This is a genomic window from Pseudomonas sp. CMR5c, assembly GCF_003850545.1.
In the GTDB taxonomy this organism is placed as follows: Bacteria; Pseudomonadota; Gammaproteobacteria; order Pseudomonadales; family Pseudomonadaceae; genus Aquipseudomonas; species Aquipseudomonas piscis.
On the sequence record NZ_CP027705.1, the window covers coordinates 6,186,554 to 6,209,337 of the forward strand.

Below are 22,784 nucleotides of genomic sequence, written 5' to 3' on the forward strand. Positions count from 1 at the left end.
CAGTGGATAGGGTGTTATGTCCGGAAAAGCGCAACAGCAGTCTCGCCTCAAAGAGTTGATCAGCCGTGGACGTGAGCAGGGTTACCTGACTTACGCGGAGGTCAACGACCACCTGCCGGAGGATATTTCAGATCCGGAACAGGTGGAAGACATCATCCGCATGATCAACGACATGGGGATCAACGTATTCGAGAGTGCTCCGGATGCGGATGCCCTTTTGTTGGCCGAAGCCGATACCGACGAAGCAGCAGCTGAAGAAGCCGCCGCAGCGTTGGCGGCTGTGGAAACCGACATCGGTCGCACTACCGACCCGGTGCGCATGTACATGCGCGAAATGGGCACCGTAGAGCTGCTCACTCGCGAAGGCGAAATCGAAATCGCCAAGCGTATCGAAGAGGGTATCCGTGAAGTGATGGGCGCCATCGCGCACTTCCCTGGCACGGTTGATCACATCCTCTCCGAATACACTCGCGTCACCACCGAAGGTGGCCGCCTGTCTGACGTTCTCAGCGGTTATATCGACCCGGACGACGGCATCACGCCGCCTGCCGCCGAGGTACCGCCGCCTGTCGACACCAAGTCGGCGAAAGAAGACGACGACAGCGAAGACGAAGACGGTGAAGCCTCCGATGACGAGGAAGAAGCCGAAAGCGGTCCTGATCCGGTCGTCGCAGCCCAGCGCTTCGGCGCCGTGGCCGACCAGCTGGAAGTCACCCGCAAGGCGCTGAAGAAGCACGGCCGCGAGAACAAGCAGGCTATCGCCGAGATGCTCGCCCTGGCCGAGCTGTTCATGCCGATCAAACTGGTGCCCAAGCAATTCGAGGCTCTGGTCGAGCGTGTACGCAGCGCCCTGGATCGCCTGCGTCAGCAAGAACGCGCCATCATGCAACTGTGCGTGCGTGACGCTCGCATGCCGCGTGCCGACTTCCTGCGCCAGTTCCCGGGCAACGAAGTGGACGAAAGCTGGACCGACGCCCTGGCCAAAGGCAAGAGCAAGTACGCCGAGGCCATCGCTCGCCTGCAGCCGGATATCGTCCGTTGCCAGCAGAAGCTGACCGCCCTGGAAGCCGAGACCGGCCTGAAGATCCTCGAGATCAAGGAAATCAACCGTCGCATGTCGATCGGCGAGGCCAAGGCCCGTCGCGCGAAGAAAGAGATGGTTGAAGCCAACTTGCGTCTGGTGATCTCCATCGCCAAGAAGTACACCAACCGTGGCCTGCAATTCCTCGACCTGATCCAGGAAGGCAACATCGGCTTGATGAAAGCGGTGGACAAGTTCGAATACCGTCGTGGCTACAAGTTCTCGACCTACGCCACCTGGTGGATTCGCCAGGCAATCACCCGTTCGATTGCCGACCAGGCCCGCACCATCCGTATTCCGGTGCACATGATCGAGACGATCAACAAGCTCAACCGTATTTCCCGGCAGATGCTGCAGGAAATGGGTCGCGAACCGACTCCGGAAGAGCTGGGTGAACGCATGGAAATGCCTGAGGACAAGATCCGCAAGGTATTGAAGATCGCCAAGGAGCCGATCTCCATGGAAACCCCGATCGGCGACGATGAAGACTCCCATCTGGGCGACTTCATCGAGGACTCGACCATGCAGTCCCCGATCGACGTGGCCACCGTCGAGAGCCTGAAGGAAGCCACCCGCGACGTGCTTTCCGGTCTCACCGCCCGCGAAGCCAAGGTGCTGCGCATGCGTTTCGGCATCGATATGAACACCGACCACACCCTCGAGGAAGTCGGCAAGCAGTTCGACGTGACCCGCGAGCGGATCCGTCAGATCGAAGCCAAGGCACTGCGCAAGCTGCGCCACCCGACGCGAAGCGAGCATCTGCGCTCCTTCCTCGACGAGTAACACCAAGACCCCCAGCCCTGCTGGGGGTTTTGCTTTCTGCAGCCTCCCTGCGCCGATACCCCGTCTACACTCGAAGCATTCTCCCGTTCCTCCACAACGAGACGGTTATGCCCAGACTGTCGGCCATGCTTCTGCTGGCGTTGCTTACCTGGACCGCAACGGCTGGCGCGCTGACTCTCACCGATGAAGAACGTAGCTGGCTCAAGTCCCACCCGGAGCTGCGCCTGGGCGTGGATGCCTCCTGGCCACCTTTCGAGTATCGGGACGAGGAAGGTCGCTACCAGGGCCTGGCAGCGGACTATATCCAGCTGATCCAGGAACGCCTCTCCATCAGCCTCAAGCCCGTGGAACCGGCCAGCTGGACCGCCGTGCTGGAAGATGCCCGGCAAGGCAAGCTGGACCTGCTGCCTGGGATCATGTCGACCCCCGAACGCCAGAGCTACATGGCCTTCACCCGGCCCTACCTGGACTTTCCCATCGTGATCCTGGCCCACAAGGGCGGCGCCCAGCCCCGCAATCTCGAAGACTTGTACGGGCTCAAGGTGGCCGTGGTGGAGAACTACGCCCCCCACGAACTGCTGCGCTCCCATCACCCGGACCTGAACCTGGTGGCCCTGCCCAATGTCAGCTCGACCCTGCAAGCCCTGGCCACTGATAAGGTGGACGCGGTAGTGGGTGACCTGGCCTCCAGCGTCTGGAGCCTGCGCCAGCTCAAGCTCGAGGGCCTCTACGTCAGCGGTGAGACCCCTTACCGCTATCAACTGGCCATGGCCGTGCCACAGGAGAATAAGACCCTGGTAGGCATTCTCGACAAGGTCCTCGCCGATCTCAGCCCGGACGAAATCAGCACTATCCAGCAGCGCTGGGTCGGCAGCGTGCTCGACCACCGCACATTCTGGCGAGATGTGCTGGTCTATGGCCTGCCAGGGCTACTGCTGTTGGTCACCGTGCTGGCCGTGGTGATCCGCATAAACCGCCGCCTGAGCTCGGAAATCTCCCGCCGGGTAGCCCTGGAGCAGGAACTGCGCAGCAGCGAATACCACTACCGCAGCCTGGTGGAGAGCCTCTCGGCCATCGCCTGGGAGGCCCGTGTCAGCGATTTCACCTACAGCTATGTCTCGCCCCATGCCGAGCCGCTGCTGGGCTATCCCCTGGCCCATTGGCTGGTTCCCGGCTTCTGGCGCAACATCATCCACCCCGCCGACCTGACTCGCGCCCAGGCGTTCTGCGATCACGAACTCGAGGCCGGACGCGACCACAGTCTCGACTACCGGGTGATCGCCGCCGATGGCCGCTGCCTCTGGGTCCGGGATATCGTCAGCCTGATCGAGCACGGCCACGAACCGGTGATGCGCGGCCTGATGATCGACATCAGCGAGGCCAAGCACACCGAGGAAGCCCTGCGCCTGTCCGAACAGAAATTCGCCTCGGTGTTCCAGCAATGCCCGGATCTCCTGGTGATCGCCCGCTTGTCGGACGGCTGCCTGCTGGAGGTGAACAAGGCCTTCGAGGAGCAGATCGGCCTGAGCGCCGCGCAAGTGATAGGCCAGACCGCCACGCAACTGAACATATGGGGCATCCCCGGGGTCGGTCCCAGCCTGCTGCAACGCTTGCAGGCCGGTAGCATCCGCAACCTGGAGATGCCCTTCCGGCGGCACAACGGCCAGTTGTTCACCGGGCTGATCTCCGCCGAGCCCTTCGACCTCGACACCACCCCGGCACTGGTCGTGGTAGTGCGCGACATCAGCCCGCTCAAGGAAACCCAGCAACGGCTGCAGACCTCCGAGGAAAAGTTCGCCAAGGCCTTCCACGCCTCCCCGGACGGCCTGCTACTGAGCCGACAACGCGATGGCCTGCTGTTGGAGGTCAACGAGGGTTTCAGCCGCATCACCGGTTTCAACAGCGCCATGTCCCTGGACCGCTCGACCCTTGACCTGGGAATCTGGGTCAATCTCAACGAACGCAAGCAGCTGCTCGATCTATTGCAACGGGACGGATTCGTCCGGGACTTCACCTGCCATATCCGCCGCAGCGATGGCCAGGTCCGACTCTGCGAAGTCTCCAGCCGCCCCCTGCCCATCGGCGATGACGACTGCATGCTGACCATCGCCCGGGATATCACCGACCGCCACCTGATGCAGGAAAAACTGCAACAGGCCGCCACGGTCTTCGAGAGTACCGCCGAAGGCGTGATGATCACCGACACCCAGCAGCGCATCAGCGCGGTCAACCGCGCCTTCAGCGAGATCACCGGCTACAGCGAAAGCGAGGCCCTGGGCCACACTCCGCGCCTGCTGGCCTCGGGGCTGCACGACAGCGCCTTCTACGCGGCGATGTGGCACCAACTGACCCTGGAAGGGCACTGGCAAGGCGAGATATCCAACCGCCGCAAGAACGGCGAGCTGTACCCCAACTGGCTGACGATCAACGCGGTACGCAACCAGGAACACCAGACCACCCACTTCGTCGCGGTGTTCGCCGACATCTCCAGCCTCAAGCATGCCCAGGCCCGGCTCGACTACCAGGCCCACCACGACCCGCTGACCGGCCTGCCCAATCGCACCCTGTTCGAAAGCCGGCTGCTGGCGGCGCTCAACAGCCAACAGGACAGCGGCGGCCAGGGCGCGGTGCTGTTCCTCGACCTGGACCGCTTCAAGCACATCAACGACAGCCTCGGCCACCCGGTGGGCGACCTGCTGCTCAAGGGCATCGCCGTGCGGCTCAAGGAGCAACTGCGCGACATCGATACCGTGGCCCGCCTGGGCGGGGACGAATTCATCATCCTGCTCCCCGGCCTGCACCAGCCCAGCGACGCCGACCACATCGCCAGCAAGCTGCTGAACTGCTTCAACGCACCATTCCAGGCCGGCGAACACGAGTTCTTCATCAGCGCCAGCATCGGTACCAGTCTGTACCCCAAGGACGGCTGCGACGTCGCCACCCTGATCAAGAACGCCGATGCCGCCATGTACCGCTCCAAGGCCAAGGGCCGTAACCGCGTGGAACGCTACACCCGCGAACTGACCGCCCAGGCCAGCGAGCGCGTGGCCCTGGAACATGAACTGCGACGCGCCATCGAGCGCAACGAACTGACCCTGTACTTCCAGCCCAAGATCAGCCTCGGCAACCATGAATTGGTCGGCGCCGAAGCCCTGATTCGCTGGCGCAATCCCAGCTTCGGCGAAGTTCCGCCGGAACACTTCATCCCGCTGGCCGAAGAAAACGGCTTGATCCTGCCGATTGGCGATTGGGTACTGGAACAGGCTTGCCTGCATCTTCAGCACTGGAACCAGCACTATGAAAGCTTCGGCCCACTGTCGGTCAACCTGGCCGGCGCCCAGTTGCGCCAACCCGACCTGCTGAACCGTATCGAACAATTGCTGCGCGACCACGACCTGCAACCCGGGCTGCTGCAACTGGAGATCACCGAAAACTTCATCATGAGCCAGGCCGAAGAGGCGCTGGAGGTCCTGCACCAACTCAAGCGCCTGGGCGTGCAACTGGCCATCGACGACTTCGGCACCGGCTATTCATCCCTGAGCTACCTCAAGCGCCTGCCGCTGGACTTCCTCAAGATCGACCAGTCGTTCGTCCGCGGCCTGCCGGACGACCCCCACGACGTGGCGATCGTGCGCGCCATCATCGCCCTAGGTCGCAGCATGCAATTCACGGTGATAGCCGAAGGCGTGGAGAACCAGGAACAGCAAGCCTTCCTCGCCCTGGAAGGCTGTGAACAGATCCAGGGTTACATCGTCAGCCTGCCGCTGGAAGCCGAAGAGTTCTGCGCGCGCTTCCTGCAGATCCGCGTTTCCGGTTTTTCGGATAGCACAGCCGAGAAACCATCGTTATAATCCGCCGCCTACTGAGGGCCTATAGCTCAGTTGGTTAGAGCAGAGGACTCATAATCCTTTGGTCCACGGTTCAAGTCCGTGTGGGCCCACCATATTCAAAGCCGCGCATTGCGCGGCTTTCGTGTATCTCGAGTTGTGGACACAGTTTGTCCACACCGCAGCCCAGAAATTTCTCTACCGCCCCTCCACATATGTTCCCTGCACCTGAAGAAGTTCGGGGGGACCTGTACTAGTATCTACGAAAATAATTCGCTCCAGCTTCCCAGCTAGGTAGTCTCGGCTCTAGGCCCTGGATACCTACAAAGTGATCACGTAAGTCGCTGCAGGATTACTTCAATTGCCAACCGCGTGGATTGCTAGGCATGCCGCGCGCTCCTGCTGCTTTGCTCTCCACACCAGCTAGGTGCCCTGGGCTGAAGAAGCCATGGTCAAGGTAGTGAGGCGAAGAGGCCCAGGTTGTAAAGATGCCATCGTCCGTCATGTAATGGCTGACGACGGCGTGAGCTAGTAAGCAATCCCGCTGCCCTTTTGGACGTACCAGCCGCTGTATCTTCAAGCTTCGAACAAGCGGCATGCTGCCTTCAAGGCGTACCACTCTCATGCTCAATCTCAACTCTAAGTTGGTCTTTGTCTCCCTCGGATGCTTCTGTAGCTCTTCCGGGCGTTCAAATTCAGTACCCATCATTTTAAGGGTTACCGGTCTTGCCAAACCTGGAAAATCACCATGAGCAAGCGACTAAAGCCACCACCTCGCACAACAAAAATAGAGCAGAGCGACAATCGGCAACAGAAACTGAGGCAGGCACGGCATAATGGCACTTCGAAATCACTGAAGATTGATTTACAACCCAAGGATTGAACATGCCAAAACTGAGCAAGTACGAACAACACGCACTCAAGGAGATTCACAACTGGAAGGAGCCTGACATCGGCTGGTTTGGTCAGGCATTGAAAGTGATAAACCAACCGCTAGATAAAGCAGGTGATCTGCTGTTCAAGGCCCCCGGTGTCGGTCCCGCGATCCAAGGCGCGATCGAAGGTTTGACCAGCGTGTGCAATGACGCAGCACAATGGAGCGTTAGACCAGAAGCAATTTTTGAAGAATTCCGTGGCGATGGGCACAGCACAATCAAAACCCATAAAGACATCCACGACCTGGACCTAGAGCAAATAGACAAAGTCGTTGGCTTCCTCGGCGCTAAGTACAAAGGGATCGCGTTGGTAGAAGGTGCTGGAGCAGGGGCCGTTGGGATAGCAGGCTTGGCCGTTGATATTCCGGCCTTGATCACACTCAACCTTCGAGCGATCGGAGAATACGCGGCCTACTACGGTTTTGATGCCTCTCACCAGGAGGAACGCTTGTTCGCCTTCAACGTACTGGGCCTTGCGTCCTCTCCCACCGACAGCTCCAAAGCACTCGCCATGGCTCAATTGATCAAGCTTTCCCAAGATGTCGCAAAGAAAACGACATGGCAGGAGTTGGAAAAAAGCGTTTTTGTGAAAATTATCCAAGAAATCGCTAAGGCTCTGGGTATACGCCTCACAAAAGCAAAACTCGCCCAAACAATTCCTGCAGTGGGTGCAGCAGTGGGCGGCGGTTTTAACGCCTACTTCACGATGAAAGTCTGCGACGCAGCTTTCTACCTCTATCGAGAGCGCTTCCTTGCGCACAAGTATGGCCCGGAAGTGATTGAGGTGACCGTAAAACCCGCCAGGGACTATGACCCGCACTACACCGAGGCCGAACAGGCGGTGTGAGATCACCAACTGTAAAGGCTTTATTAACCCGGCACTCGTTTAGACGAAATTTTTCGCTAGATAGAGCTGTCTGAGAGCCAAGCTGCTCCGTTCACTTCCAGCTGAGTTCAAGCACGAGGCCAAAAGCCTCTTGCTTGAAGGGGACTAAAGGCAACAGTTGGGTAGCCAAATATCCCAACGGGATCCCCCGGTAGCTAAGCCGAGTGAGCTCTGAAACGGTGAAATCTAGTACGCCTTGCATCCAGCCCGGGATCGATCAGCTAATCCGCCACGGAGTGGTTGGGCATTTTCGCCGAGGACTGATACTCGCGGATTGATCAACACTTTAAACATGGCAACGCTGCCATCTACCTGGCCATCGAATCGCCAGCTTAAATCCCGCTGTTTTCCCGCCGTCATATCGATGTCCAACCAGGACAAAAGACACCCCGTTGTCTTTCACGATAAGAAAGGGATCTATCGATGGTTGAGATTACGCGCCGATCACTGGTGGGACTCGCGTCCGCCTTGCCGTTGCTTGCACTACCAGGATGGAGCCGGGCCGCCGAGCCCGCCGCACCGCCCCTCCAATCGCCTTCCGGCGATGTCCTGATCAACTTCAACGAGAGCCCCTGGGGGCCCTCTCCCGCCAGCCGCCAGGCCATGCAGCAAGGCATCGCCATCAGCGGTCGCTATCCCTACAAGATCCAGTACCGGCTCAATGCGCTGTTCGCTCGCCAGCAAGGTATTCCCGAGGATCATGTGCAGAGTTTCTGCGGCTCCAAGGCAGCATTGCAGCATGCGGTCATGGCCTTTACCCAAGACACCAGCCTGGTCATGGCCACCCCCTCCTACGAGGCGCCCAGGGAAGCTGCCGAAGGGCGCCAGGCCAAGGTGCACGAGGTACCGCTGGATGCCAGCCACGCCCACGACCTGCAGGCGATGCTCGCTATCGATCCCGCGCCGGGCCTGCTCTACCTGTGCAACCCCAACAACCCCACCGGCACCCTGACGCCACGCAAGACCATCGAACAGGCCCTGGCGCGCCTGCCCAAGGGCACGGTCATGCTGATCGACGAGGCCTACATCGACTTCTCCACGGCCAGCACCTGCATCCCGCTGGTCAAGGAACACCCGCAACTGCTGGTGCTGCGCACCTTCTCCAAGATCTACGGCATGGCCGGGGCGCGACTGGGCCTGGCCGTAGGCCAGCCGGCGCTGCTCGAACGCCTGGAAACCTACGGCGGCTACAACGTGCCGGCGGCGTCGACCTTGCTGGGAGGACTGGCCAGCCTGGAAGACCCGAAGCTGCTGGGCGAGCGCAAGCGGCACAACCAGCAACTGCGCGACCAGACCATCGCCTGGCTGCAGCAACGCGGATTCAACTGCACCGCCTCCCAGGCCAACTGCTTCATGGTCGATGTCCGGCGTCCGGCCCAGGAAGTGGTGGATGCCCTGGCGGCACGCCAGGTTAAGATCGGCCGGGTCTGGGACAGCTGGCCGAACTGGGCACGGGTCAGCATCGGCGACGAACAGGACATGCAGCGCTTTCGCCACGCCTTCGCCCAGGTCATTCCCGCCTGAGCCCATGCCGCCCAGGCCCCGACCCGGGCAGCGAGCGGCGGACCGTGGGAGACGCTAACATGTGCGCTCCCCGACCACCGCGCTGGAGCCCATCTTGTCCGATAGCCGCCCTCCCGTTCTCGACGAAGTCGACCGTCAGCTGATCGCCGCCTTGCAGATCAACGCACGTGAAAGCGTGGCCATGCTGGCGCGGCAACTGGGCATCGCCCGCACCACCGTGACCTCGCGCCTGGCACGCCTGGAGAAAACTCGGGTCATTACCGGCTACGGCGTGCGCCTGGGCCAGCGGGTGGTCGATGGCGGGCTGCAAGCCTATGTCGGCATCAAGGTCCAGCCACGCTCCGGCAAGGAAGTCCTGCGTCGCCTGAGCGGCATGGCCCAGGTCCAGCAGTTGTGCGCGGTCAGTGGCGAGTTCGACTACGTGGCCTGGCTGCGCACCGAATCCCCGGAGCAACTGGACCAGTTGCTGGACCAGATCGGCAGCATCGATGGCGTGGAAAAGACCACTACCTCGATCATCCTCAGCAGCAAGATCGATCGCGGGCACGCACTGTGACAAGCAGTTCGTCACTCTGAACACAGATTTCGTCATATTGAAAAATAACAATGCATAACGACGACAGTTTGCGTCTTATTTACGAGTTTCCCCCTCTCTAGAATGGCTGCCATCTTTTCCTATACTCAGCATTCCGCTGAGCCGCCCGCCAAGGTCAGCCATGAACAAGAACAATCGCCATCCTGCAGACGGCAAAAAACCGATCACCATCTTCGGCCCGGACTTCCCTTTCGCCTTCGATGACTGGATCGAGCATCCCGCCGGCCTGGGCAGCATTCCAAAGGCCCAGCACGGCGCCGAAGTGGCGATCGTCGGCGCCGGCATCTCCGGGCTGGTTGCAGCCTATGAATTGATGAAGATGGGCCTCAAGCCGGTGGTCTACGAAGCATCGAAAATGGGCGGCCGCCTGCGTTCGGAAACCTTCGAAGGCGCCGATGGCATCATCGCCGAGCTGGGTGGCATGCGCTTCCCGGTGTCCAGCACCGCCTTCTACCACTACGTCGACAAGCTCGGCCTGGAAACCCGCCCCTTCCCCAACCCGCTGACGCCAGCCTCGGGCAGCACCGTGGTCGACCTGGAAGGCACTAGCCACTACGCCGAGAAGATGGACGACCTGCCGGAGATCTTCCGCGAAGTGGCCCGGGCCTGGGCCGACGCCCTGGAAGACGGCGCACGCTTCTCGGAAATCCAGGACGCCATCCGCGAGCGCGATACGCTCAAACTCAAGGCCCTGTGGGACGAGCTGGTACCCAAATGGGACGACCGCACCTTCTATGACTTCGTCGCCACCTCCAAGGCGTTCTCGCAGCTGTCCTACCGCCACCGCGAGATCTTCGGCCAAGTGGGCTTCGGCACCGGTGGCTGGGACTCGGACTTCCCCAACTCCATGCTGGAAATCTTCCGCGTGGTGATGACCAACTGCGACGACCACCAGCACCTGGTGGTGGGCGGCGTCGAGCAAGTGCCTCGCGGCATCTGGAGCCACGTTCCGGAAAAATGCGCCCACTGGCCGGCCGGCACCTCCCTGGCCAAGCTGCACAACGGCGCACCGCGTCCCGGTGTGAAGAAGATCGCCCGCGCCGCCGATGGCACCTTCGCCGTCACCGACTACTGGGGCGATACCCGCCACTACGCGGCAGTGTTGGCCACTTGCCAGACCTGGCTGCTGACCACCCAGATCGAGTGTGAGGAAGCGCTGTTCTCGCAAAAGATGTGGATGGCCCTGGACCGCACCCGCTACATGCAATCGTCGAAGACGTTCGTCATGGTCGACCGGCCATTCTGGAAGGACAAGGACCCGCAGACCGGCCGCGACGTGATGAGCATGACCCTCACCGACCGCCTGACTCGCGGCACCTACCTGTTCGACAACGGCGACGACAAGCCCGGGGTGATCTGCCTGTCCTACTCCTGGATGAGCGATGCCATGAAGATGCTGCCGCATCCAGTGGAGAAGCGCGTGCAGCTTGCGCTGGACGCATTGAAGAAGGTCTACCCGAAGGTCGACATCGCCGGCCACGTCATCGGCAACCCGATCACCGTCTCCTGGGAGGCCGACCCACACTTCCTCGGCGCCTTCAAGGGCGCGCTGCCGGGCCACTACCGCTACAACCAGCGGATGTATGCGCACTTCATGCAGGACGACATGCCGGCCGAACAGCGCGGCATCTTCATCGCCGGCGACGACGTCTCCTGGACCCCGGCCTGGGTCGAGGGTGCGGTGCAGACTTCGCTCAACGCCGTGTGGGGCATCATGAAGCACTTCGGCGGCGCCTCCCATCCGGAGAATCCGGGACCGGGCGATGTGTTCAACGAGATCGGCCCTATTGCCCTGGCCGACTGAGCCATACCGGGCCGGGCCGGCGCCTGCGAAGGCAGCATCCGGACCTGGCCCGAGTCTGCGGTAGCGGCGAAGATAGCCGCTACCGCAAGTCAGAGGAGTGAAGAACATGCGCGTCGCCTTGTATCAGTGCCCACCACTGCCGCTGGATGTGGCCGGCAACCTGCAACGCCTGCACCAGGTGGCCATGCAGGCCACCGAGGCCGACCTGCTGGTGCTGCCGGAGATGTTCCTCAGCGGCTACAACATCGGTCCCGAGGCCGTCGGCGCCCTGGCCGAGGCCCAGGATGGCCCGGCCGCCCAACGGATCGCCGCCATCGCCCAGGCCGCCGGCATGGCGATTCTCTACGGCTATCCGGAGCGTGACGCCGACGGCCGGATCTACAACGCCGTGCAGTTGATCGACGCCAACGGCCAGCGCCTGTGCAATTACCGCAAGACCCATCTGTTCGGTGACCTGGACCACTCGATGTTCAGCGCCGGCGCAGACGACTTCCCCCTGGTGGAACTCAACGGCTGGAAACTCGGCTTCCTGATCTGCTACGACATCGAGTTCCCGGAGAATGCCCGGCGCCTGGCCCTGGCGGGCGCCGAGCTGATCCTGGTGCCGACGGCGAACATGATTCCCTACGACTTCGTCGCCGACGTGACCATTCGTGCCCGAGCCTTCGAGAACCAATGCTACGTGGCCTACGCCAACTACTGCGGCCACGAGGAACAGATCCGCTATTGCGGCCAGAGCAGCATTGCCGCTCCGGATGGCAGCCGGATCGCCCTGGCCGGGCTGGACGAGACCTTGATCATCGGCACCCTGGACCGCGACTTGATGAACGAATCCCGGACCTTGAATCGCTACCTGGCCGATCGCCGCCCCGAACTTTACGCAGCGCTGGGCAAGCGCTGATCCGGGGATATCCGCTAGCATGGGCGCCTCTCTGTCCTGGATGTGCCCATGCCCGCGCCGAACCACCCCCTGCCCCACCTGGAAACCCTGGCCAACGGCCTGCAGGTCTCCCTGCGCCATGCTCCCCACCTGAAACGCAGCGCCGCGGCGCTGCGGGTCGCTGCTGGCAGCCATGACGTACCACCGGCCTGGCCGGGCCTGGCGCACTTCCTGGAACACCTGCTGTTTCTCGGCACCGAGCGGTTTCCTGCCGAGCAGGGGTTGATGGCCTACGTTCGCGCCCAGGGCGGACAACTGAACGCCAGCACAGGCGAGCGCAACACCGAGTTCTTTTTCGAATTGCCAATCAACGCCTTCGCCGGCGGCCTGGAGCGCTTGTGCGATATGCTCGCCCAGCCCCGCCTAGGCCTCGCCGACCAGCGCCGGGAACGCGAAGTGCTGCATGCGGAATTCCTCGCCTGGTCCCGGGACGCCAACGCCCAACGCCAGTTCGCCTTGTGCGACGGCCTGTCCGCGACCCATCCGCTGCGGGCCTTCCATGCCGGCAACCGCTATAGCCTGAACCTGGCCAACCCGGCCTTCCAGCAGGGCCTGTGGCAGTTCCACCGCGATTTCTACCAGGCTGGGCAGATGACCCTGAGCCTGGCCGGACCACAACCCCTGGCCGAACTCCGGGCCCTGGCCGAACGCTACGGCGCGGTCCTGCCTACTGGCCCGCACCAGCAACAAATAGCACCAGTGCCACTGCTGGCCAGCAACGCCAACAACTACCAACGGTTCGACGGCGAACGCCTGGACCTGCTGTTCGCCCTTGAAGGGCTGCCGGCAGGCGCCGGCGTGGCGCTGGACTTCCTCTGTACCTGGCTGCAATCGGGTAAACCCGGCGGATTGCTTGCCAAGCTCCAACAACAGTCACTGGCCCGCAGCCTCAAGGCCCAGGTGCGGTATGAGTTCGCCGGGCAAGCATTGCTGCACCTGGAGCTGGACCTGGGCCAGGCGCCCAGCGAGGCGCCAGCACAAATCCACCAGTTGGTGCTGGACTGGCTGGGGTTCTTCGGCGCCCAGGGCGACTGGCCGCACTTGTGCGAGGAATACGCCCTGCTGCAACAACGCCGGCTGCGGGTCGACAGCGCCCTGGAACTGGCCCGTCGGGACAGCCAGCACGCCGCCCAGGAGCTGGGCGCCGCCGGACTCGTGGCCCTCAAGGCGCTGCTGCGGCAATTGCAGCCCCAGGTTGTGGATGACTTCAGCGGCGACTGGCAGTTGCCGCCCGCCAACCCGTTCTTGCGCGGCGCCGTCGAGGAGCCCCAGGCCGGCCTGATTCGCGGCCAGAGCAGCAAGCATCGCGGCCTGCGGACCTTCGCCCAGGACCGCAGCCGAGGCCGCCGGGACAACCCGGCCCTGAGCTTCAGCCAGGCTTTGCCCATCGATACCGAGGCAGGGCAGTTGCTGTTGCGCTGGCGCCTGGCCAGCCCCGCGCCGAGCGGCCTGCACCGGCGTTTGCAGCACAGCCTGGCAGCCCTGGCCGGGGATGCCCGGCAAGCCGGGGTGGAACTGAGCTTCAGCTCCTGCGGCATGGACTGGCTGCTGCAGTTGCGCGGGCTGCAGCAACCCATGCCAGCGGTGCTGCAACAAGCGCTACGACAACTGGGCCAACCATCCCCGGAGTTCTGGCAAGCAGGCAGGATCGACGTCGAGACACCACCGATGCCCCTGCGCCAACTGCTCAAGACCTTCGCCGAACAACCACTGCCCGACAGCGGTACGACCTTGAACGCCGACGCCCTGCAGGCGCTATGGGCCGCGGCCCGCTGGGATGGCTTGGCGCTGGGCGTGCCACCCCACGGACAGGACGCCTTCGCCCGGGCCCTGCAACGGATGCCCGGGACCGCGGATGCCAACCTGGGCCAGGCGCCGCAGCCAGGAACCGGCCATGCCTGGCAGACGGTGCCCATGGACAGGGCAGAGCAGGCACTGCTGCTGTTCTGCCCAAGCCCATCGAGCCTGCTGGCTGACGAAGCTGCCTGGCGCCTGCTGGGGCAACTCTGCCAGACCCCGTTCTACCAGCGTCTGCGGGTCGAGCTGCAACTGGGCTATGGCGTATTCAGCGCGGTGCGCCAACTCGATGGCCGCACCGGCCTGCTGTTTGGGGTGCAGTCGCCGAACGCCAGCCTGGGCGAGATCCTCGGCCATCTGGAACAGTTCTTCCTGCGTTTGCCCGAACAGTTGCAGGCCCTCGATGCCCAGGCTTGGCTCGACCAGCGCCAAGCCCTGGCCCAGCAGTTGCGGGCCTCTGAGTTGCCCCTGGAACAGGCGGCGCAACTGCTGTGGCAGGCGCGGTTGGCCGGTCATCCGTCGGACTACCTGGAACGATTGCAAGCCAGCATCGAAGCCTTGACGCCCACGCTGGTGATCCAGGCCGCCCGGCAGTTGCAGCAAGCCGCCGGAGGCTGGAGAGTCCTGGCCAACGGGCCTGCCCCGGGCTCGCCCTGGCAAGGGGCAAAATGATCGTTACCAGCGCTGTAATGAGCTTTCTTTAGAATTGCAGGCAAGCCGTTATGGGAATTTAGTAAGATAGCCGCCTAAGCATCTGAACATCTCCGCCCGGAGGTGGACTATATGTATAGGCAACACCCGTCCCACCCACCTCAAAGGAGCATTTTCATGACTTGGTCCAAACCTGCTTACACTGACCTGCGCATCGGCTTCGAAGTCACCATGTACTTCGCCAGCCGCTGATTTCTGACCTAGGTCGGAACATCCAGCGCAACGCCTCGGCCCGTCCGGGGCGTTTTCATTTTCAGTCGTCCACAATCTTCAAGTCACAGCCCAGGGAGCGCCCATGTTTGTCCAGATTCTAGGTTCCGCCGCCGGCGGTGGTTTTCCGCAGTGGAACTGCAACTGCGTGAACTGCGCGGGATTTCGCGACGGCAGCCTGCGCGCCCAGGCCCGTACCCAGTCGTCCATCGCGATCTCCGATGACGGGGTGAACTGGGTGCTGTGCAACGCTTCTCCGGATATTCGCGCCCAACTGCAGGGCTTTGCCCCCATGCAACCCGGCCGAGCCCTGCGCGATACCGGGATCAGCGCCATCATCCTCATGGACAGCCAGATCGACCACACCACTGGCCTGCTCAGCCTGCGCGAAGGCTGCCCGCACCAGGTCTGGTGCACTGACATGGTCCACGAGGACCTGAGCACCGGTTTCCCGCTGTTCAAGATGCTCAGCCACTGGAACGGCGGCCTGCAATGGAACCGCATCGAACTGGACCAGAGCTTCAGCGTGGCCGCCTGCCCCAACCTGCGCTTCACCCCTCTGCCCCTGCGCAGCGCCGCGCCGCCCTACTCGCCCCATCGCTTCGACCCGCACCCGGGCGACAACATCGGCCTGATCGTCGAGGACCTGCGCACTGGCGGCAAACTGTTCTACGCGCCGGGCCTGGGCAAGGTGGACGCGCCGCTGCTGCAGATCATGGCCGCCAGCGACTGCCTGCTGGTGGACGGCACCTTGTGGGAAGACGACGAGATGCAGCGCCGTGGCGTCGGCACCCGCACCGGCCGGGAGATGGGCCACCTGGCGCAGAACGGCCCCGGCGGCATGCTCGAAGTGCTGGAGCAGCTGCCACGCCAGCGCAAGGTGCTTATCCACATCAACAACACCAACCCGATCCTCGACGAAGACTCCGCCGAACGTGCCGAACTGGTACGCCGAAAGGTGGAAGTGGCCTACGACGGAATGAGTATTGAGCTGTAGGGCCTATCCCCCACAAGCTCGGCCCCAGCGCCCTGGGGCCGTGTGCGCAACCGCGGGCCCGCCCGCGACCAGGCCAAGCCCCGGAGAACCCAGATGACCGACACCCCGCTGTCCCCCGCCGAATTCGAACAGGCCCTGCGCGCCAAGGGCGCCTATTACCACATCCATCACCCCTACCACGTGGCGATGTACGAAGGCCGGGCCAGCCGTGAGCAGATCCAGGGCTGGGTCGCCAACCGCTTCTACTACCAGGTGAACATCCCCATGAAGGATGCGGCGATCCTCGCCAACTGCCCGGACCGGGAAGTACGCCGCGAGTGGATCCAGCGCCTGCTGGACCATGACGGCGCACCAGGCGAGGACGGAGGCATCGAGGCCTGGCTGCGCCTGGGCCAGGCCGTGGGCCTGGACCCGGACCAGTTGCGCTCCCAGGAGCTGGTATTGCCGGGGGTGCGTTTCGCCGTGGATGCCTACGTCAATTTCGCCCGGCGCGCCAGTTGGCAGGAAGCCGCCAGCAGTTCCCTGACCGAACTGTTCGCCCCGCAGATCCACCAGTCGCGCCTGGACAGCTGGCCCCAGCACTATCCGTGGATCGACCCGGCCGGCTACCAGTACTTCCGCACGCGCCTGGGCCAGGCCCGGCGAGACGTGGAGCACGGCCTGGCCATCACCTTGCAGCACTACACCACCCGCGCGGGCCAGGAGCGCATGCTGGAAATTCTCCAGTTCAAACTGGATATTCTTTGGAGCATGCTCGACGCCATGAGCATGGCCTATGAACTGAACCGCCCGCCTTATCACAGCGTCACCGAGCAGCGGGTCTGGCACAAAGGGATCACCTTATGAGTTTCGATCGCAGCAAAACCCCACGCTGGCGCCCCGGCTACCGCTTCCAGTACGAGCCGGCGCAAAAGGGCCATGTCCTGCTGTACCCCGAGGGCATGATCAAGCTCAACGACAGCGCTGCCCTGATCGGCGGCTTGATCGATGGCGAGCGCGACGTGGCGGCGATCATCGGCGAACTGCAGGTACAGTTCCCCGGGGTCGCCGAGCTCGGTGACGATATCGAGCAATTCATGGAGGTCGCCCGTGCCCAGCACTGGATCGAACTCGGCTGACTCCAACGTGCCCGCCAAGCCGGAGATCGGCCTGCCACTGTGGCTGCTGGCCGAGCTGACCTATCGCTGTCCGCTGCAATGCCCGTACTGCTCCAACCCGCTGGACTTCGCGGCACAGGGCAAGGAGCTCGATACCGCCCAGTGGCTCAAGGTGTTTCGCGAGGCCCGGGAGATGGGCGCCGCGCAGCTGGGCTTTTCCGGCGGCGAACCGCTGGTGCGCCAGGATCTGGCCGAACTGATCGGCGAGGCGCGCAAGCTGGGGTTCTACACCAACCTGATCACCTCCGGCATCGGCCTCACCGAGCAGAAAATCAGCGACTTCAAGAAGGCTGGCCTGGACCATATCCAGATCAGCTTCCAGGCCAGCGACGAGCAGGTGAACAACCTGCTGGCCGGCTCCAAGAAGGCCTTCGCGCAGAAGCTGGAGATGGCCCGTGCGGTGAAGGCCCACGGCTACCCGATGGTGCTGAACTTCGTCACCCATCGGCACAACATCGACAAGATCGACCGCATCATCGAGCTGTGCATCGCCCTGGAAGCCGACTTCGTCGAATTGGCCACCTGCCAGTTCTATGGCTGGGCCCAGCTCAACCGCGTTGGCCTGCTACCGACCCGCGAGCAGCTGGTGCGCGCCGAGCGCATCACCAACGAGTACCGCGCCCAGCTGGAGGCCCAGGGCCACCCGTGCAAGCTGATCTTCGTCACTCCGGACTATTACGAGGAACGCCCCAAGGCCTGCATGAACGGCTGGGGCAGCCTGTTCCTCACCGTGACCCCGGACGGCACCGCCCTGCCTTGCCACGGCGCGCGGCAGTTGCCGGTACAGTTTCCCAATGTGCGCGAGCACAGCATGCAACACATCTGGTATGAATCCTTCGGCTTCAACCGCTTTCGCGGCTACGACTGGATGCCCGAGCCATGCCGCTCCTGCGACGAGAAGGAACAGGACTTCGGTGGCTGCCGCTGCCAGGCGTTCATGCTGACCGGCGACGCCAGCAATGCCGATCCGGTATGCAGCAAGTCGCCGCACCACGGGATGATCCTCAAGGCCCGGGAAGAATCCGAAACCGCCACCCAGACCATCGAACAACTGGCATTTCGCAATGAACGAAACTCACGCCTCATCGCCAAGGGTTGAGCCCTTCAGCGCCAGCCAGGCCACGGCCGCCGGCGTCGACTTCGCCGAGCTGCAACTGACGTCCCACGGTTTGTTCTGGAACGAGTACCGCCCCGAGGACGGTGCCTGCCGGATCTGGCATTGGCACCAGGGCCAGGCCCGCTGCCTGACACCCACGGGCTTCAGCGTCCGCAGCCGGGTCTATGAATATGGCGGCGGCGCCTTTTGCGTCGGCCAGGACAACCTGGTGTTCGTCAATGAACGCGACCAACAGCTGTACCGCCAGCCGCTGGATGGGGGCGCCCCCGTGGCCCTGACCCAGGGCGAGTGCCGCTACGGCGACCTACAGCAGCACGCCGGCCAGGTGCTGGCCGTGGAGGAATGCGCCGACCGGCACCAGTTGGTGGCCTTCGACGGCGCCAGCGGCCAGCGCCAGCTCCTGGCGACCGGCGCCGACTTCTATGCCGCGCCGACCCTGACCCCCAACGGCCAGCGCCTGGCCTGGATCGAATGGGACCGCCCGCACCAACCCTGGACCAGCACCCGCCTGATGCTCGCCGAGCGCCTGGCCGACGCCAGTTGGGGCGAACCGCGCTGCGTGGCGGGCAACGACGAACCGGAATCCTTGCAACAACCGCGCTTCGACCGGCACGGCAAGCTACATTGCCTCACCGACCGCCAGGGTTTCTGGCAGCCCTGGGCCGAGTCGGGCCTGGGCTTGCGCCCACTGCCCAGCGCGCCGGCGGACCATGCCCCGGCCCCCTGGCAACTGGGCGGCTGTACCTGGCTGCCACTGGGCGACGATAGCTGGCTGGGCACTTGGACCGAAGAAGGCTTCGGCCGTCTCGGGCTGCACCAGGCCGATGCTGCACCGCAGGATTTCACTGGCGCCTACAGCCGCTTTCGCAGCCTGGCCCTGGATTCGCAGCGGCTGTATTGCATCGCGGCCTCGCCCACCAGCCCCTCGGCAGTGCTGGCCATCGACCGTGCCACGAGCCAGGTCCAGGTCCTGGCCGGAGGCGTCGCCCCCCTGCCTGCGGAGCTCATCAGCCGTCCGCAGACCCTTCGCTATCCCAGCGGCGGGGGCCAGGCCCATGGCTTTTTCTACCCGGCCATGAATGGCGCGGGACGTCCACCCCTGGTGGTGTTCATCCACGGCGGCCCGACCTCGGCCTGCTATCCGATGCTCGATCCGCGCATCCAGTTCTGGACCCAGCGCGGTTTCGCCGTGGCCGACCTCAACTACCGGGGCAGCAGCGGCTACGGCCGGGCCTATCGCCAGGCCCTGCATCTGCGCTGGGGCGAAGTGGACGTGGAAGACGCCTGCGCGGTGGTGGCCTACCTCGACCAGCAAGGCCTGATCGACCCCGGGCAAGCGTTCATCCGCGGCGGCAGCGCCGGTGGCTACACCACCTTGTGCGCACTGGCCTTCGCCCGGGTCTTTCGTGCCGGCGCCAGCCTCTATGGCGTCAGCGATCCCCTGGCACTGGCACGGGTCACCCACAAGTTCGAAGGCGACTACCTGGACTGGCTGATCGGCGATCCCGAGCAGGACCGCGAGCGCTACCTGGCCCGGACGCCCTTGCTGCACGCCAGCAACATCCAGGTGCCCGTGGTGTTCTTCCAGGGTGAACTGGACGCGGTGGTGGTGCCCGAGCAGACCCGGGTCATGCTCCAGGCCCTGCAAGAACAGGGAATTTGCGCCCAGGCCCATTACTACCCGGAGGAACGCCACGGCTTTCGCAAGGCCGAGAACCAGGCGCACGCCCTGGAGCAGGAATGGTTGTTCTACCGCAAAGTGTTGCAGGCGCAGCACTGAATATCAGGCCCGCCCAGGGCGGGCCTGATGGTTTCTAGCAGGCCGTTGAAAAACGTAGGCGAGGCAGCCAGCGCAAGGCGAAAACAGACGAAAAAGCGCAGTTTACGAGTGGTAGATGAGCATTTTGACCGGGCTGGCGCAACAGCTTGTTTTCAACGCAGCGATGGCAACGCAGGTAGTTTTTCAGCAGCCTGCTAGCGCTTGGCGATGATGTAGACCGCATGCACGATACCGGGGATGTATCCGCACAAGGTCAACAGGATGTTCAACCAGAAGGCGCCGCCGAATCCCACTTGCAGGAACACGCCAAGGGGTGGCAACAGAATGGCGAAGATAATGCGGATCAGATCCATGGATGACTCCTGACAGAAATGGCTCGGATGAGCCCTACCTGCAATCGACCCTGGCCCCAGGCCAGGGTTCAGCCCAATTGCCAAGCGGCCCATGGCCCGCTCAGGCGCGGATCTCGATCCCATGTTTGTGCACCATGCTCAGTAGCTTGAGAGCCATGCCGCTGGGGATGTTCGGGCCTGGAAAAGACGGGGACAAAAAAACGCCCCGTGCGAAAGATCAGGCACGGGGCGATGCGTTATACCGCGAGACGGTTCAGGAGTTCTGTCAGCGCAAGGTCGGCAGGGGCCCGGACAAGTAGTCCAGCACTCGGAACAGGGTCGGCGCCAGGCCGCTGCAATGGGGGATGCCGGCGAGGATCGCCTGGCGGTCTTCGACGCTTTCAGGCCCGGCATCCTGCTCGGCGCTCAACCAACCCCGGGGGCGCGATTGCAGCAACGCCTCGATGCTCTGCAAATCGCTCTGCAGCAGGCACTGCAAGCCAATGGCCCGTTCCTGCCAGATGAACCCCTGGTTGGCACAGGCGGCGGAGCGATACAGCGGCAGGGCACCCTTGGGCAGATCGAAACTTTCACCATGCCAGTGGAAAGCCATCAGGCGTTCCGGCAACGCCAGCCCCAAGGGCGAATCCTGGGCGCTGGGATACTTTTCCACCGGCCACCAGCCAATCTCGCTGACCGCGCAAGGACGTACCTGGGCGCCCAGGGCCTGGGCCAGGAGCTGGCCGCCCAGGCCGATGCCCAGCACCCGCTTGCCGGCGGACAGGGTCTTGCGCAGCAGGCGCTTTTCCGCAACCAGCCAGGGCGCCTGGACTTCGTCATGCACACTCATGGGACCGCCCAGCAGGATCAGCAGGTCGAAGCTGTCGAGCCGTGGCAGGCGGGCCTGGGCATGCACATGGCAGATATGCACCGAGGTGGCGCGCTCCAGCAGCCACTGGTTGATTCGCCCCGGACCGGCAGCCGCGCTGTGCTGCAGGATCAATACACGCATCAGACGGCTACTCCCTTGCGATATTGCAGCTGCGCGGTGCGGACCCGGGCGAAGGCTCGTGCCAGGCGCAGCAGCATTTCATCGATATTGCCCTTGCTCACGGTCAGCGCCGGGGTGAAACGCAGGCAGTCCGGTTGCGCGGCATTGAGCAGCAACCCTTCCTGCAAGGCGGCCTTGACCACTGCCTCGGCCGAGGCATCGGCCAGGGTCATGCCCCAGAGCAGACCTTGGCCACGAACCTGGCCCTGGGCATGACGGCTGGCCAGGCGAACCAGGCCCTGGCCCAGGTACTGGCCATTGCTGCGCACTTGCTGCAAGAAGCCCTGCTCCTGGAGGCAGTCGAGTACCGCCAGCCCGGCCGAGGTCATCAGGGCATTGCCGTGGTGAGTGCCATCCAGTTCGCCATGCTCGAAACAGCAGGCCTTGCCCCGGGCCAGCAGGGCCGCCAGCGGCACTCCGCCACCCAGGCCTTTGCCCAGGGCAATGATGTCGGCGCGCACGCCATACAGTTGTTCGGCCAGCAAGGTGCCGCAACGACCGATACCGGTCTGGACTTCGTCGAAGATCAACAAGATGCCCAGCTCGCGGCACAGTCGCTCCACGCCCTTGAGGTAGTGCTCGGTGGCCGGCACCACACCCGCCTCGCCCTGGATCGGCTCGAGCATGATCGCTACGGTTTGTGCATCCACCGCCGCATGCAGGGCCGGCAGGTCATTGAACGGCACCTGGCTGAAACCCGGCAGGCGCGGCTCGAACCGATTGCCGGTGGCATTGCCCGCAGACGCCGACAGCGCGGCGAACCCCCGGCCATGGCAAGCCTGGCTGGCGGTGATGATGCCCGCCGCGCCACCGCGATGCAGTTGCCCCCATTTGCGCGCCAGCTTGATCGCCGCTTCACACGCCTCGCTGCCGCTGCCCAACAGATAGGCCTGGTCGCTGCCGGTGCTGCGGCACAACCGCGCGGCGAGCTTGAGCATGCCGCGGTTGTAGAACCCGGAACCCGGGTTGATCAGCGATTGCGCCTGGGCGGTCAGGGCGTTGACCAGCACCGACGGGCTATGGCCAAGGCTGTTGGCGGCTCCGGCCTGGGTGAAGTCGAGGTAGGTTCGGTCATCGCTGTCCCATAACCAGGAGCCCTGGCCACGGACGAATACCGGTTGCGGCCTGGGTACGCTGGGCATCAGGCAGTCGCTGGAGAGGTTGTCGACCACAGTGGCCGCGCTCGGGGCCATGGCCAGCTGGTCCAGGCTGGGCGGGGTGCGACGCAGGTTGAACAGGTTCATGCCCGCAGGCTCC

General features: G+C 63.5%; 17 protein-coding genes and 1 tRNA gene. 15 read left to right on the top strand and 3 right to left on the bottom strand.

The window, feature by feature from the left end; translation table 11 throughout:
- Nucleotides 1-16 precede the first annotated feature (16 nt).
- The 15 genes from rpoD (at nucleotide 17) to C4K40_RS28695 (ending at nucleotide 20,144) form a co-directional block, all read left to right on the top strand.
- The gene (rpoD, locus tag C4K40_RS28625; protein WP_022641436.1) at nucleotides 17-1,864 is read left to right on the top strand and encodes an RNA polymerase sigma factor RpoD; all 1,848 of its coding nucleotides are present in this window, start codon (nucleotides 17-19) and stop codon (nucleotides 1,862-1,864) included.
- A gap of 107 nt (nucleotides 1,865-1,971) precedes the next feature.
- Entirely contained in the window at nucleotides 1,972-5,715 is a 3,744-nt protein-coding gene (locus C4K40_RS28630; protein ID WP_053137642.1) for a bifunctional diguanylate cyclase/phosphodiesterase, read from the top strand.
- Nucleotides 5,716-5,730: 15 nt separating this feature from the next.
- Nucleotides 5,731-5,807, top strand: a tRNA-Ile gene (locus tag C4K40_RS28635).
- Nucleotides 5,808-6,576: 769 nt separating this feature from the next.
- Nucleotides 6,577-7,473, top strand: coding sequence for an EcsC family protein (locus C4K40_RS28640; protein ID WP_053137644.1), 897 nt, complete (start codon nucleotides 6,577-6,579; stop codon nucleotides 7,471-7,473).
- A gap of 462 nt (nucleotides 7,474-7,935) precedes the next feature.
- Entirely contained in the window at nucleotides 7,936-9,036 is a 1,101-nt protein-coding gene (locus tag C4K40_RS28645) for a pyridoxal phosphate-dependent aminotransferase (protein ID WP_053137647.1), read from the top strand.
- A 94-nt stretch (nucleotides 9,037-9,130) separates the two neighbouring features.
- Entirely contained in the window at nucleotides 9,131-9,592 is a 462-nt protein-coding gene (locus C4K40_RS28650; RefSeq protein ID WP_022641446.1) for an Lrp/AsnC family transcriptional regulator, read from the top strand.
- A gap of 160 nt (nucleotides 9,593-9,752) precedes the next feature.
- Complete coding sequence (locus tag C4K40_RS28655; protein WP_053137650.1) at nucleotides 9,753-11,435, top strand: NAD(P)/FAD-dependent oxidoreductase; 1,683 nt, start codon at nucleotides 9,753-9,755, stop codon at nucleotides 11,433-11,435.
- 106 nt (nucleotides 11,436-11,541) lie between these two features.
- Nucleotides 11,542-12,336 (top strand): carbon-nitrogen hydrolase family protein, encoded by a 795-nt coding sequence (locus tag C4K40_RS28660; protein WP_053137652.1) that lies wholly within the window; start codon nucleotides 11,542-11,544, stop codon nucleotides 12,334-12,336.
- Between the two features lie 48 nt (nucleotides 12,337-12,384).
- Entirely contained in the window at nucleotides 12,385-14,844 is a 2,460-nt protein-coding gene (gene pqqF / locus C4K40_RS28665) for a pyrroloquinoline quinone biosynthesis protein PqqF (RefSeq protein ID WP_053137655.1), read from the top strand.
- A gap of 156 nt (nucleotides 14,845-15,000) precedes the next feature.
- Entirely contained in the window at nucleotides 15,001-15,075 is a 75-nt protein-coding gene (gene pqqA / locus C4K40_RS28670; RefSeq protein WP_003194766.1) for a pyrroloquinoline quinone precursor peptide PqqA, read from the top strand.
- Nucleotides 15,076-15,178: 103 nt separating this feature from the next.
- Nucleotides 15,179-16,090 carry a pyrroloquinoline quinone biosynthesis protein PqqB gene (pqqB, locus tag C4K40_RS28675; protein ID WP_022641450.1) on the top strand — a complete coding sequence of 304 codons (912 nt, stop codon included), beginning with the start codon at nucleotides 15,179-15,181 and terminating at the stop codon, nucleotides 16,088-16,090.
- A 93-nt stretch (nucleotides 16,091-16,183) separates the two neighbouring features.
- Nucleotides 16,184-16,936, top strand: coding sequence for a pyrroloquinoline-quinone synthase PqqC (gene pqqC / locus C4K40_RS28680; protein WP_053137658.1), 753 nt, complete (start codon nucleotides 16,184-16,186; stop codon nucleotides 16,934-16,936).
- Complete coding sequence (gene pqqD, locus C4K40_RS28685) at nucleotides 16,933-17,208, top strand: pyrroloquinoline quinone biosynthesis peptide chaperone PqqD (protein WP_022641451.1); 276 nt, start codon at nucleotides 16,933-16,935, stop codon at nucleotides 17,206-17,208. Before pqqC ends, pqqD begins: the two co-directional genes overlap by 4 nt.
- Nucleotides 17,180-18,346 carry a pyrroloquinoline quinone biosynthesis protein PqqE gene (gene pqqE, locus C4K40_RS28690; protein ID WP_022641452.1) on the top strand — a complete coding sequence of 389 codons (1,167 nt, stop codon included), beginning with the start codon at nucleotides 17,180-17,182 and terminating at the stop codon, nucleotides 18,344-18,346. Before pqqD ends, pqqE begins: the two co-directional genes overlap by 29 nt.
- Entirely contained in the window at nucleotides 18,312-20,144 is a 1,833-nt protein-coding gene (locus C4K40_RS28695; RefSeq protein ID WP_053137661.1) for a S9 family peptidase, read from the top strand. Before pqqE ends, C4K40_RS28695 begins: the two co-directional genes overlap by 35 nt.
- Nucleotides 20,145-20,338: 194 nt before the next feature.
- Here C4K40_RS28695 and C4K40_RS28700 read toward each other — a convergent pair whose 3' ends face one another.
- The 3 genes from C4K40_RS28700 to C4K40_RS28710 all read right to left on the bottom strand — a co-directional run bounded on the left by C4K40_RS28700 (nucleotide 20,339) and on the right by C4K40_RS28710 (nucleotide 22,771).
- Nucleotides 20,339-20,497 (bottom strand): YqaE/Pmp3 family membrane protein, encoded by a 159-nt coding sequence (locus tag C4K40_RS28700; RefSeq protein WP_011063854.1) that lies wholly within the window; start codon nucleotides 20,495-20,497, stop codon nucleotides 20,339-20,341.
- Between the two features lie 265 nt (nucleotides 20,498-20,762).
- Nucleotides 20,763-21,488 carry a type 1 glutamine amidotransferase gene (locus tag C4K40_RS28705; RefSeq protein ID WP_053137664.1) on the bottom strand — a complete coding sequence of 242 codons (726 nt, stop codon included), beginning with the start codon at nucleotides 21,486-21,488 and terminating at the stop codon, nucleotides 20,763-20,765.
- Complete coding sequence (locus C4K40_RS28710) at nucleotides 21,488-22,771, bottom strand: aspartate aminotransferase family protein (protein WP_053137667.1); 1,284 nt, start codon at nucleotides 22,769-22,771, stop codon at nucleotides 21,488-21,490. The genes C4K40_RS28705 and C4K40_RS28710 overlap by 1 nt, the downstream gene beginning before the upstream one ends.
- Between the last annotated feature and the right edge of the window lie 13 nt (nucleotides 22,772-22,784).

Excerpts from the sequence above, each read along its gene's own strand:
- pqqC (WP_053137658.1), top strand. The coding sequence starts at position 16,184 with ATGACCGACACCCCGCTGTCCCCCGCCGAATTCGAACAGGCCCTGCGC.
- C4K40_RS28660 (WP_053137652.1), top strand. The coding sequence starts at position 11,542 with ATGCGCGTCGCCTTGTATCAGTGCCCACCACTGCCGCTGGATGTGGCC.
- pqqB (WP_022641450.1), top strand. The coding sequence starts at position 15,179 with ATGTTTGTCCAGATTCTAGGTTCCGCCGCCGGCGGTGGTTTTCCGCAG.
- pqqD (WP_022641451.1), top strand. The coding sequence starts at position 16,933 with ATGAGTTTCGATCGCAGCAAAACCCCACGCTGGCGCCCCGGCTACCGC.
- rpoD (WP_022641436.1), top strand. The coding sequence starts at position 17 with ATGTCCGGAAAAGCGCAACAGCAGTCTCGCCTCAAAGAGTTGATCAGC.
- C4K40_RS28655 (WP_053137650.1), top strand. The coding sequence starts at position 9,753 with ATGAACAAGAACAATCGCCATCCTGCAGACGGCAAAAAACCGATCACC.
- C4K40_RS28710 (WP_053137667.1), bottom strand. The coding sequence starts at position 22,771 with ATGAACCTGTTCAACCTGCGTCGCACCCCGCCCAGCCTGGACCAGCTG.
- C4K40_RS28630 (WP_053137642.1), top strand. The coding sequence starts at position 1,972 with ATGCCCAGACTGTCGGCCATGCTTCTGCTGGCGTTGCTTACCTGGACC.
- C4K40_RS28645 (WP_053137647.1), top strand. The coding sequence starts at position 7,936 with ATGGTTGAGATTACGCGCCGATCACTGGTGGGACTCGCGTCCGCCTTG.
- pqqF (WP_053137655.1), top strand. The coding sequence starts at position 12,385 with ATGCCCGCGCCGAACCACCCCCTGCCCCACCTGGAAACCCTGGCCAAC.
- C4K40_RS28640 (WP_053137644.1), top strand. The coding sequence starts at position 6,577 with ATGCCAAAACTGAGCAAGTACGAACAACACGCACTCAAGGAGATTCAC.
- C4K40_RS28700 (WP_011063854.1), bottom strand. The coding sequence starts at position 20,497 with ATGGATCTGATCCGCATTATCTTCGCCATTCTGTTGCCACCCCTTGGC.
- C4K40_RS28705 (WP_053137664.1), bottom strand. The coding sequence starts at position 21,488 with ATGCGTGTATTGATCCTGCAGCACAGCGCGGCTGCCGGTCCGGGGCGA.
- C4K40_RS28695 (WP_053137661.1), top strand. The coding sequence starts at position 18,312 with ATGAACGAAACTCACGCCTCATCGCCAAGGGTTGAGCCCTTCAGCGCC.